The organism is Acidihalobacter sp., assembly GCF_037381185.1.
GTDB lineage: Bacteria > Pseudomonadota > Gammaproteobacteria > DSM-5130 > Acidihalobacteraceae > Acidihalobacter_A.
Window position 1 is genome coordinate 1 of the sequence record NZ_JARRQY010000084.1, and the last position, 10,137, is coordinate 10,137.

The window sequence follows — 10,137 nt, forward strand, 5'->3', positions numbered from 1 at the left end:
GCCTTGCGGTCCTTGGGCGTGAACGCACGCAGCGCGTGCTGCAGCTTGAGGCCGAGCTGGCCTAGCACGTCGTCCGGCACGTCGGTCGGACTCTGGGTGACGAAATACACGCCCACGCCCTTGGAGCGAATCAGGCGCACCACCTGCTCGATCTTCTCCTGCAGCGCGCGCGGCGCGTTTTCGAACAGCAGATGCGCTTCGTCGAAAAAGAACACCAGCCTGGGCAGGGGCGCATCGCCCGCCTCGGACAGCTCCTCGAACAGCTCGGCGAGCAGCCACAGCAGGAAGGCGCTGTAGAGACGGGGCGCCTCGGCGTACAGCCGCGTCGCGTCGAGCAGACTGATGACGCCGCGGCCGGTGAAGTCGCGCTGCATGAGGTCGGCCAGGCGCAGCGCCGGTTCGCCGAAGAAGCTGTCGCCGCCCTGCTCTTCCAGCACCAGCAACCGGCGCTGGATGGCCGCGATGCTGGACGGTGCGAGGTTGCCGTATTGCTGCGAGAGTCCGGCGCGGTTCTCGCCGAGCCAGTTCAGCTGCGCACGCAAATCCTTGAGGTCGAGCAGCAACAGCCCTTCCTCGTCGGCGACGCGAAACGCGGCGTAGAGCACGCCTTCCTGGGTCTCGTTCAGCTCCAGCAGATTGGCGAGCAGCAGCGGGCCCATTTCGGAGACGGTGGTGCGAATGGGATGCCCGCTCTCGCCGAACAGATCCCAGAACAGCACCGGCGAGGCCTCCGCACGGTAATCCGGCACCGGAATCGCGTCGATCCGCTCCTGAATCTTCGGGTGCGGCGAGGCCGCGGCGGCCAGCCCCGACAGATCGCCCTTGATGTCCGCCGCGAACACCGGCACTCCCAGGCGCGAGAAGCCTTCGGCGAGGATCTGCAGGCTCACCGTCTTGCCGGTGCCGGTCGCGCCGGCGATCAGTCCGTGCCGATTGCTCATCCGCGCGAGCTGCGTCACCGGCCCGCCAGGCGTGCCGCCCAGCAAAATCCGCTCGGATATGGTCATGCTTCCCCCCGCCCAATCCCGCTCAGCCAGACTCGAAAGCATACCCCCGGACGGCGAGCGGGCATAACCGTGCCGTCCCCACGGCGGGCCGCTAGAGAAGCCCGGCGAACATGCCCTTCTGCCACGCGTAGCGCAGCACCATCGCCGTGCACATCACGACGATGAGCGGGCGGATCAGACGCGCGCCGCCGCGCACCATGGCATGCGAACCGAGCCAGGCGCCGATTACCTGCCCGACGACCATGACGCCGCCGGCCAGCCACAGCACCTTGCCGCCGATGATGAAGACGGCGAGCGAGGCGACATTGCTGGCGAAATTGAGCAGCTTGGCGTTGGCCGTGGCGGTCACCAGCGACTGCCCGCGCAGCGACACGCCGGCCAGGGAAAAGAACGAGCCGGTGCCGGGGCCGAAGAAGCCGTCGTAGAAACCGATGGCCGGCACCACGCCGCTGCGGTAAGCGGCGGACCCGATTCGCGGGCGGCCTTCGACGTCGCCCGCGCCGGGCGCCAGCAGGAAATACAGACCGATGCCGATCAGCACGACCGGGATGGCCACGTCCAGCGCCTGCGCATGCACGTGCTGCACAACCAGCGTACCCAGCGCCGCACCGATCAGCGAGGCAACGAACAACCCGCGCACCTGATGCCAGCGTACCAGGCGTCGGCGCAGCATCGCATAGGAGGAGGTCATCGTACCGAAACAGCCCTGCAGCTTGTTGGTCGCCAGCGCGTGCACCGGCGGCACCTGGGCCAACAGCAGCATCGGCAGCGTGATGAGCCCCCCACCTCCGGCTACGGTATCGACGAACCCCGCCACCGTCGCCGCCGCGAACAGCACCCCAAGCATCTCCATGCTCATCGCCACGTCCATGATTCCTTGTCGTCGTACGAGCTACGAATCTACCCGCATCCTCGCGCTTGCGAAACAGCCAGCCAAGTCACTGCTTGCCCCCGCCAAGCGACAAGAGAACGTTTCCACTTGCGGCCGCGATTTTTTAGATATATCTTAAGTTGCATCTTAAGACATATCCCGAATCGGGAAGGACATGAGACATGCGATTCCGCAAACACCATCCTCATCACGAAAACGATTGGCCGGAAGAGTTCGAAGGCCAGCGCGGACACCGGCGCGGCGGACGCCTGTTCGGCCACGGCGATCTCAAACTTCTGCTGCTGGCGAACATCGCCGAACGCCCCATGCACGGCTACGAACTCATCCGCAGCGTCGAAGAAATGTGCGGCGGCGCCTACAGCCCAAGCCCGGGCACGGTCTACCCCGGCCTGTCCCTGCTGGAGGATCAGGGGTTGATCCGTTCGATACAGTCGCCCGACGGCTCCAACAGGAAGCAATTCGAAATCACCGAGGAAGGTCGCAGCGCCGTGGCCACTGAGGCCGAGATGATCGCGATCATCCGCGATCGCCTGAAGATGCTAGCCAGCAACGCCGCCAGCGAACGCCCGCCCTTCGCGGTGCGGCGAGCGCTCCATCAGCTCAGACACGCACTGATGCGGCCAGAGGGTGCGTGGAACGATGCAGAGATCGAACGTGTAAAAGGCATCATCGAGCGCGCGGCGGTCGAGACAGCACGAGGCTCCTGATGCGCCCGCCACGGTTCGCAGACTGTGCGCCGGCCGATGCGCTTGCGCGGCTGGAGCTCCACCCCAGCCGCGCGCGGGAACGGCTGATGCGGGCCTATTTCGGACTGGCCGAACCGTTCACGCCGGTAGCCCTCTACAAGGCCGCCACGACGGAGGGACAGCAGACCTCGGTTTCCGCCACCTACCGCTTCATCCGCACACTGGCCGAATGCGGCGTTCTCGAAGCCGTGCCGACCACCTCGGCCCAGGGCCTGTGGCGCAGCGCTCCCGAACCGGCACAGCGCGGAACGGGAGCGCCGAATCGTCACGCAAAGACGATTGACGCATCGTCCCGGCTGGCGCAAGGTGCGAGCGTATAGCGCCGTTCTCGACGCCGCCCACCCCCAATCCCCGAACGCGCCCCACCCGGAATCCTCCAGGCGGGCGAGGTAACGTATTCAATACATGCCCGATTTCTCACGCAACCGGATCATCCTGATTCTCGGCGCGCTCAGCGCCTTCGGCGCCCTGTCGATCGATATGTACCTGCCGAGCCTCCCTACCCTGCAGCACGAGTTCGCCGCCACGCAGCTCGAGACGCAGCTCACGCTGGCGGGTTTCTTCATCGGCTTCGCCCTGGGACAGGCGTTTTTCGGCCCCATAGCGGACCGCTTCGGGCGCAAACCACCGCTGATCATCGGCTTAGCACTGTACGTGCTGTCCTCGGCCGCGTGCGCTCTGGCTCCCTCCATCGACGCACTGGTGCTGATGCGCTTCCTGCAGGGCATCGGCGCCTGCTCGGGGGTGGTCATCGCGCGCGCCATCGTGCGCGATCTGTTTCCGCCGCAGGAAACGCCGCACATCTTCGCCAGCCTGATGCTGGTCATGGGTGTCGCCCCCGTGCTCGCGCCGCTGGCCGGCGGCTACCTGCTCGCCCTGGCCGGATGGCAGTCCATCTTCTGGACGCTGACCGCCATCGGCGCGGCGATCCTCACCGCCAGCGCCATCGCGCTGCCCGAAAGCCATCGCCCCGGACCGGACAACAGCCTGGCGCTGGGGCACGTGCTCTCCCGCTACTGGGCCTTGCTGCGCGAGCGCCGATATCTCGGCTTCACGCTGATGACCGGCATCAGTTTCGCCGGCCTGTTCGCCTATATCTCCGGCTCGCCGTTCGTGTTCATCGAGCTGTACCACATCCCCGCGCACAACTTCGGCTGGATATTCGGACTCAACGCGCTCGGCCTGATCGGTGCCTCACAGCTCAACCGCCCGCTGCACCGCCGCATCGACACTTTGCGTCTGCTGCGCATCGCCATCACCGTACAGGCCCTGGCCGGCCTGGCGCTGCTGCTGACCGGCGCCACCGGCCTCGGCGGCATGATCGGCGTGATGATTCCTCTGTTCGTATACGTCGCCAGCATTGGCCTGATCGCCCCGAACGCCACCGCGCTCGCCATGGCCCCGCATGCTCGCAACGCCGGCAGCGCCTCCGCTCTGATGGGCTCGCTGCAGTTCACGATCGCCTCGCTGGCCGCCGTCGCGGTCGGCTCGATACAGGCCCATAGCGCACTGCCGATGGGCGCGGTAATCGGCACCTGCGGCGTACTCGCGCTACTGGTGCTCACGCTGATGATCAAACGCGCACCGGCCGCCGCGTAGCGCCACCGAATCAGACGAACGCCCTTGTCCGCCTGTTAGGCTGAAACGGTTTGGCCCACGACGACGGCTTGCGCCCCATCGTCAGGATTCAGAGGTTCTCATGGATATACGGAATCAGTGCGAACCCGAGGACTGCGCGAACATGGAAGACATTCGCGCAGAGATCGACCGCATCGACCGCGCAGTCGTCGCGCTGATCGGCAAGCGCTATCGCTACGTACTCGCCGCCGCCAAGTTCAAGACCTCGGCGGACTCGGTGCGGGCCAAGGAACGCTTCGCCGCAATGCTGGAGACCCGCCGCGAGTGGGCCGAGGAGGAAAACCTCAGCGCGGACGCGATCGAAAACCTCTACCGCGACCTGGTCAATCACTTCATCGAGAAAGAAATGCGCCACTGGACGGCGGCGCAGAAACAATGAATGCCTAGCCGGCGCTCACGCCGAACAACGCGCCGACCCCGGCCGTGACCAGCATCGCCAGCGCGCCCCAGACAAACACGCGCTGCGTTCCCTTGCGGACGTCCGCCCCGCCGGCCCATGCACCCAAGGCGCCGAGCACGGCCAGGAATGCGAGGCAGACGACGAACACGACAGGCACCAGCCAGGCCGACGGCGTCAGCCAAATGGCCAGCAGCGGCGGCACGACGCCGAGGGTGAAACTCAGCGAAGAAGCCCATGCGGCCTGTAGCGGCTTGGCGCCGACGGTGTCGGAAATGCCTATCTCGTCGCGCGCGTGAGCTTCCAGCGCGTTGTGCGCCATGAGCTGCCCGGCAACCTTGTCGGCCAGTTCGGCGTCCAGGCCGCGCCCCACGTAGATCTGCGCGAGTTCCTCGCGTTCGCGTTCCGGGTAGCGCTCGAGTTCGCGCCGCTCGAGTTCCAGGTCCGCCTGCTCCGTATCCGCCTGCGAGCTGACCGAGACATACTCGCCGGCCGCCATCGACAAAGCCCCCGCAATCCAGGCCGAAACGCCGGCGATCAGCACGTCGCTATGCGATGCCTGGGAAGCGGCCACGCCGAGCACCAGTGCGCCGACCGAAACCAGTCCGTCGTTCGCGCCCAGCACGGCGGCGCGCAGCCAGCCGGTACGTTCCGAACGGTGTCTTTCGTGATGATGGCTTCTGGCGCTCATCTGCGAACATCCTTGGTGGGGGGCGGGATTCAGGCGGAGTGCCCTTCTATGCGGCGCACGAACTCGGCCATCAACGCGGCATACAAGGCATCGCCCAGCACGGCGTCCTCGACTCCGGCATCCAGGTTCGGGTTGTCGTTGACTTCGATGACCACGACGCGGTCGCCGCTCTGTTTGAGATCGACTCCGTAGAGTCCGTCGCCGACCAGATTCGCCGCACGCAGCGCGGTCTTGATCACCTTGGCGGGCGCGTCCTCCACTCGGAAGGTCTTGAAGCCGCCTTCCTTGGGCGCACCTTTGTCGTCGTGCTTGACGATCTGCCAGTGCTTCTTCGACATGAAGTACTGGCAGACGAACAGCGGCCGACGGTTGAGGATGCCCACGCGCCAGTCGAAGTCGGTGTACATGAACTCCTGCGCCAGGATCAGATCGGAATCGCGAAAGAACTGCGCCGACAGCCGCTTGAGTTCGGCCGGATTCTCGGCCTTGACCACGCCGCGCGAGAACGAGCCGTCGGGAATCTTGAGCACCAGCGGAAAGCCGAGTTCCTCGGCCAGTCCCTTGACGTTGTCCCGGCTGACGATGACGGTCTTCGGCCGCGGCACGCGGTGCGCCTTGAGCAGCTCGGCGAGATAGACCTTGTTGGTACAGCGCAGGATGGAGTCCGGGTCGTCGATCACCACCATACCCTCGCTCTCGGCCTTCTTGGCGAACTGGTAGGTGTAGTGATCGATGCTGGTGGTTTCGCGGATGAACAGCGCGTCGTACTCCGCGAGTCGGCCGTAGTCCTTGCGCGTGATCAGCTCGACGTCCACGCCCAGTGCCTTGCCGGCCTGCACCATCCGGCTCAGCGCGCGGCGGTTGGAGGGCGGCAGCTGTTCGTCGGGGTCGTGCAGGATGGCCAGATCGTAGCGGTAGCGCGTACGGCTGCGCGGCTTGCGCCAGCGCCGGGTGAGATACACTCCGATGGCCTCGGCGAACGAGGCCTGCTGGTCGGCGTCGAAGTTGTGCGGGTGCACCGCCTGGATCGCGCTGATGCGCCACTCGCTCTGGCGGCGCAGCTCCACGCGCAGCACCGGGCAGCGGAACGCATCGAACAGCTGTCGCGCCAGATCCTGCCAGGCCGGCGCGGCCACCTGGCCGAAGTAGATCATCAGTTCGATGCCGTTGACGATCACGTCCGGCTGCGCACGGCCCGCAGTCTTGCGTGCGATGCGCTCCAGGTCCTCGGTGTCCAGGGTGTAGATGGCCTTGCGGCTCAGGTCCTGGATGGTGCGCACGCTGGGGATGACGCGATGCCCGCGCGCCTCGGCGAGCAGCGAGATGTAATAGCCGACGCTGAGGTAGGCATAGCTGCGCGCCAGATTGACCACGCGCAGGTCTTCGCCGAGATCGTCCAGCGCCCCGCTCAGGTAGTCGCGGGCGGTGATGACCCTCAGTGCGGGATAGGCGTCCTTCCAATCGTTGAGATTTTCGACGACGACGACCGGCTCAGCCATTGGCGTTTTTCCGGCGACTGACGACAAGTACGGCCTTCAGGCCGGCGCGGCCGTAGCGGGTCATATGCGCGAACTCCTCCTGGAGGATGGGCATGTTGAGCGAATCCAGCAGCGTCTCGCCTTCTTCATAGTCCACGAACGGGTCGTGCACATAGACGAAGCGTTCGTCGAACCCCGTGACCACGACCCAGTGCGGGAACTTCTCGCCGTAAATACGCCAGGAACTGATCAGCACCACCGGGATACCGCCGCGCTCGAAGCGCTCGCGCAATTCGCCGAGATTGAGCGGGCTCAGATGCAACGGCACGTCGTGAGCACGCAGTTCGGCGAGGAAGTCCTCCTGCACCAGGCGGATGACCTCCTTCTTGATCGGGCTGCGCACGGAGTCGGTAAAGAATTCGGCCTCTTCGTTGACGAAGAGTTCCACGTCGAAGCCGCGATGCCAGGCCGACAGCGCCAGACCGAAGGGACCGCAACCGCCGTGACCCGAGGTCATGAAGATCGTCGTCGCCTCGCGCCAGATGCGCAGTTCCAGGGTGCGGTTGAGCTCCAGCTGCGGGTCGAGCGCCTTCATCGCCATCATCAGCGAGGACGGTCCGCAGGTGAAATCCAGCGTCTGCTCGTAGAACGGCACAGGCACCTGCTCGACACGCAGATTCGGCGTCAGACGCTTCTCGAAGCGCAACGCCTCCATGTGGTCCTCGTAGTAATCGGCCACGGCGCCGAACTGACGATAACCGAGGCCGCGAAACAGCGCCTGTGAGGCCGCGTTGTCACTGCGGATCTCCAAGCGCAGGCTGATGCGCCCCTCCGCCCGCGCCTCATCCTCGGCCGCCCCGACCAGCGCGCGGCCCACTCCCTGGCCGCGCAGCGCCGGGCCGACTGCAATCGAATAAATCCGCGCCATCGACGTCCCGCGGCTGAACAGCAGCAGCACATAGGCGCCCACCGCACCGGAACTGTCATGGACCAGTATCCGTGCGTGCGCCTTGGTAAGCATGTAGCGGAACTGGCGACGGCTGAGGCGGTCGCTGTCGAAACAGGTCTGCTCCAAAGCGAGCAGAGCGTCGAGATCGGCGAGCGTAGCAGAACGGACCATGGGTGCCGCGAGCGAATTTACGATGGCCTCAATTGTGCTCCTGCTGCAGCGAAACACGCTACGATTTTCGACCGGACCCAAAGCATGCGGGTGCGTATAATGAATTTTATGAGTGACGAACCCCCCTATCAAATCGACGTCGAAGTCGAGACGCAATACCTGCCGACCGAATCCGACCCCGACGATTCGCGCTATGTCTTCGCCTATACGGTGACGCTGCACAATGCCGGCACCATGCCCGCGCGCCTGCTCTCGCGCCATTGGTTGATCACCGACGAAGAAGGCGATATCAAGGAGGTTCGCGGCGCCGGCGTGGTCGGCGAGCACCCGTATCTGCGTCCCGGCGAGGCGTTCCGCTACACCAGCGGCACCCAGCTCGGCAGCGCCGTCGGCAGCATGCGCGGCAGCTACCAGATGGTTGCCGACGACGGCACGCACTTCGACGCCGAAATCAAACCCTTCGTGCTGACCGCCCCGCGCACCCTGCACTAGAGATACAATGTCTCTGCGCACGCCCTATACGCTCTGGTCAGGCATCTACGACCTCGGCGTCGAACGTTCAACAGAGGACCTGCGCCGGCGCAGTCTGGCCCTGCTCGGCCAACCCCGCGGACAGCGCATCCTGCTCGCCGGCATCGGCACGGGGCTCGACCTGGCGTTACTGCCCTCCGACAACGACTACTTCGGCATCGACCTGACGCCAGCCATGCTCCGACACGCCGAGCAGCGCGCACAACATCTGGGACTCGAAATCGAGCTGCGCGTCGGCGACGTGCAGGCCATGGAGCTGGCGGACGCCCAGTTCGACGCCGTGATCATGCACCTGATACTCGCCGTGGTGCCCGACACCGCCGCCGCATTACGCGAAGCCGCCCGCGTGCTGCGCCCGGGCGGCCGTATCCTCATCCTCGACAAGTTCCTGCGCCCTGGCCAGAGCGCGCCGCTGCGCCGCTTCGCCAGCCCACTGCTGGCGCGCCTGGCCTCGCGCACCGACGTCGTCTTCGAGGATGCACTCGCCAAAGTTCCCGACCTGCACGTGCTCGAGGACCGCCCCGCCATGGCCAACGGCTGGTTCAGGCACATCCTGCTGGAGAAAAGCTGATGGCGGTCTATGCGGTCGGCGACCTGCAGGGCTGTTTGGAGCCGCTTCAACGGCTGCTCGAACGCCTGCAGTTCGATGCCGCCAGCGACAAACTGTGGCTGGTCGGCGACCTGGTCAACCGCGGCCCGCAATCGCTGGAGACGCTGCGTTTCGTGCGTGACCTCGGCGACGCCGCGATCTGCGTACTGGGCAACCACGACCTGCACCTGCTGGCGGTCGCCGCCAGCGGCAAGCCGCTGAAACCGCGCGACACGCTGCGCCCCGTCATCGAGGCCCCCGATGCCGGAGAGCTGCTCGACTGGCTGCGCAACCGACCGCTGCTGCACCACGACACCGCACTCGGCTGGACGATGGTCCACGCCGGCCTGCCGCCGCAGTGGGATCTCGAGCTGGCCCTGGCCTGCGCCGCCGAGGTCGAAACCGAGCTGCGCGGCGCGCACAGCGAACGCCTGTTCGCCTCGATGTACGGCGACAAGCCGGCACTATGGTCACCGGAACTGACCGGCATGGAACGCCTGCGCTACACGCTCAATGCCCTGACCCGAATGCGCTACATCGACGCAGAGGGTACCCTGGACTTCGCGTGCAAGACCCTTCCGGAACAGGCGCCCCCGGAACTCACGCCGTGGTTCCGCATCGACAATCGGCGCAGCCGCGACCAACGCGTCGTGTTCGGGCACTGGTCGACGCTGGGACTGATCCGGGAAGCGGACCTGCTGGCGCTGGACACCGGCTGTCTGTGGGGAGGCCGGCTTACGGCCGCGCGGCTGGACGCAGCGGACACGCCGGTCGTTTCGGTCGCATGCCCGCAGGCCAAACGTCCCAATAAATAGCAGCACGGACTATCCGCTGCATTGCACTGTGCTCGTTTCCTCATCCAGGTCGTCTCCGTCACCACGACAACGACCGACAAGACCGGTGTAGGTCACAGCGCGCCGGAGGGCTAAGGACACGCTTATATGGGTTCTCCCTCGTTTGCCAGTTGATCTGCGTTTGGGTAGGTTCGACTGCGCGCTTATATACGGCCTGTTGATGAGCAAAGGTGCTCTGGCCCAGAGGGTCATTC

Annotated in this window: 12 protein-coding genes; 7 read left to right on the forward strand and 5 right to left on the reverse strand. The window is 65.7% G+C overall.

Annotated elements, in window-relative coordinates:
- Positions 1-1,007, reverse strand: a 1,007-nt coding sequence (locus tag P8014_RS19300; RefSeq protein ID WP_337818958.1) for a helicase HerA-like domain-containing protein, incomplete at its 3' end; no start/stop codon positions are given.
- A gap of 91 nt (positions 1,008-1,098) precedes the next feature.
- Positions 1,099-1,878: a TSUP family transporter gene (locus tag P8014_RS19305; RefSeq protein WP_337818959.1), complete on the reverse strand. Its 780-nt coding sequence runs from the start codon at positions 1,876-1,878 to the stop codon at positions 1,099-1,101.
- A gap of 182 nt (positions 1,879-2,060) precedes the next feature.
- Between P8014_RS19305 and P8014_RS19310 the strand changes: the two genes are divergently transcribed.
- The 4 genes from P8014_RS19310 (at position 2,061) to P8014_RS19325 (ending at position 4,662) form a co-directional block, all read left to right on the forward strand.
- The gene (locus P8014_RS19310; protein WP_337818960.1) at positions 2,061-2,606 is read left to right on the forward strand and encodes a PadR family transcriptional regulator; all 546 of its coding nucleotides are present in this window, start codon (positions 2,061-2,063) and stop codon (positions 2,604-2,606) included.
- A complete protein-coding gene (locus tag P8014_RS19315; protein WP_337818961.1) occupies positions 2,606-2,965 on the forward strand; it encodes a hypothetical protein in 360 nt (119 codons plus the stop codon). The genes P8014_RS19310 and P8014_RS19315 overlap by 1 nt, the downstream gene beginning before the upstream one ends.
- Before the next feature lie 85 nt (positions 2,966-3,050).
- Positions 3,051-4,244, forward strand: coding sequence for a Bcr/CflA family multidrug efflux MFS transporter (locus P8014_RS19320; RefSeq protein ID WP_337818962.1), 1,194 nt, complete (start codon positions 3,051-3,053; stop codon positions 4,242-4,244).
- A 100-nt stretch (positions 4,245-4,344) separates the two neighbouring features.
- Positions 4,345-4,662, forward strand: a complete 318-nt coding sequence (locus P8014_RS19325) for an isochorismate lyase (protein ID WP_337818963.1) — start codon at positions 4,345-4,347, stop codon at positions 4,660-4,662.
- A gap of 4 nt (positions 4,663-4,666) precedes the next feature.
- Here P8014_RS19325 and P8014_RS19330 read toward each other — a convergent pair whose 3' ends face one another.
- From P8014_RS19330 to P8014_RS19340, 3 genes are read right to left on the reverse strand one after another with little or no spacing between them, the layout of a single operon-like run.
- On the reverse strand, positions 4,667-5,371 hold the full coding sequence (locus P8014_RS19330; protein ID WP_337818964.1) for a VIT family protein: 705 nt from the start codon (positions 5,369-5,371) through the stop codon (positions 4,667-4,669).
- A gap of 29 nt (positions 5,372-5,400) precedes the next feature.
- Positions 5,401-6,870, reverse strand: a complete 1,470-nt coding sequence (locus P8014_RS19335) for a RimK family protein (protein ID WP_337818965.1) — start codon at positions 6,868-6,870, stop codon at positions 5,401-5,403.
- A complete protein-coding gene (locus P8014_RS19340) occupies positions 6,863-7,969 on the reverse strand; it encodes a peptidase C39 family protein (RefSeq protein WP_337818966.1) in 1,107 nt (368 codons plus the stop codon). Before P8014_RS19340 ends, P8014_RS19335 begins: the two co-directional genes overlap by 8 nt.
- Before the next feature lie 108 nt (positions 7,970-8,077).
- Here P8014_RS19340 and apaG point away from each other — a divergent pair, with 108 nt between their 5' ends.
- Genes apaG through P8014_RS19355 form a run of 3 tightly spaced genes read left to right on the forward strand, consistent with a single transcriptional unit; the run spans position 8,078 to position 9,904 of the window.
- Complete coding sequence (gene apaG, locus P8014_RS19345; RefSeq protein WP_337818967.1) at positions 8,078-8,461, forward strand: Co2+/Mg2+ efflux protein ApaG; 384 nt, start codon at positions 8,078-8,080, stop codon at positions 8,459-8,461.
- 7 nt (positions 8,462-8,468) lie between these two features.
- Positions 8,469-9,071 carry a class I SAM-dependent methyltransferase gene (locus tag P8014_RS19350; protein WP_337818968.1) on the forward strand — a complete coding sequence of 201 codons (603 nt, stop codon included), beginning with the start codon at positions 8,469-8,471 and terminating at the stop codon, positions 9,069-9,071.
- Positions 9,071-9,904 (forward strand): symmetrical bis(5'-nucleosyl)-tetraphosphatase, encoded by an 834-nt coding sequence (locus P8014_RS19355; protein ID WP_337818969.1) that lies wholly within the window; start codon positions 9,071-9,073, stop codon positions 9,902-9,904. The genes P8014_RS19350 and P8014_RS19355 overlap by 1 nt, the downstream gene beginning before the upstream one ends.
- Positions 9,905-10,137: the final 233 nt, after the last annotated feature.

Coding starts and splice junctions, on each gene's coding strand:
- P8014_RS19340 (WP_337818966.1), bottom strand. CDS start 7,969: ATGGTCCGTTCTGCTACGCTCGCCGATCTCGACGCTCTGCTCGCTTTG.
- P8014_RS19305 (WP_337818959.1), bottom strand. CDS start 1,878: ATGGACGTGGCGATGAGCATGGAGATGCTTGGGGTGCTGTTCGCGGCG.
- P8014_RS19335 (WP_337818965.1), bottom strand. CDS start 6,870: ATGGCTGAGCCGGTCGTCGTCGTCGAAAATCTCAACGATTGGAAGGAC.
- P8014_RS19350 (WP_337818968.1), top strand. CDS start 8,469: ATGTCTCTGCGCACGCCCTATACGCTCTGGTCAGGCATCTACGACCTC.
- P8014_RS19355 (WP_337818969.1), top strand. CDS start 9,071: ATGGCGGTCTATGCGGTCGGCGACCTGCAGGGCTGTTTGGAGCCGCTT.
- apaG (WP_337818967.1), top strand. CDS start 8,078: ATGAGTGACGAACCCCCCTATCAAATCGACGTCGAAGTCGAGACGCAA.
- P8014_RS19315 (WP_337818961.1), top strand. CDS start 2,606: ATGCGCCCGCCACGGTTCGCAGACTGTGCGCCGGCCGATGCGCTTGCG.
- P8014_RS19320 (WP_337818962.1), top strand. CDS start 3,051: ATGCCCGATTTCTCACGCAACCGGATCATCCTGATTCTCGGCGCGCTC.
- P8014_RS19325 (WP_337818963.1), top strand. CDS start 4,345: ATGGATATACGGAATCAGTGCGAACCCGAGGACTGCGCGAACATGGAA.
- P8014_RS19310 (WP_337818960.1), top strand. CDS start 2,061: ATGCGATTCCGCAAACACCATCCTCATCACGAAAACGATTGGCCGGAA.
- P8014_RS19330 (WP_337818964.1), bottom strand. CDS start 5,371: ATGAGCGCCAGAAGCCATCATCACGAAAGACACCGTTCGGAACGTACC.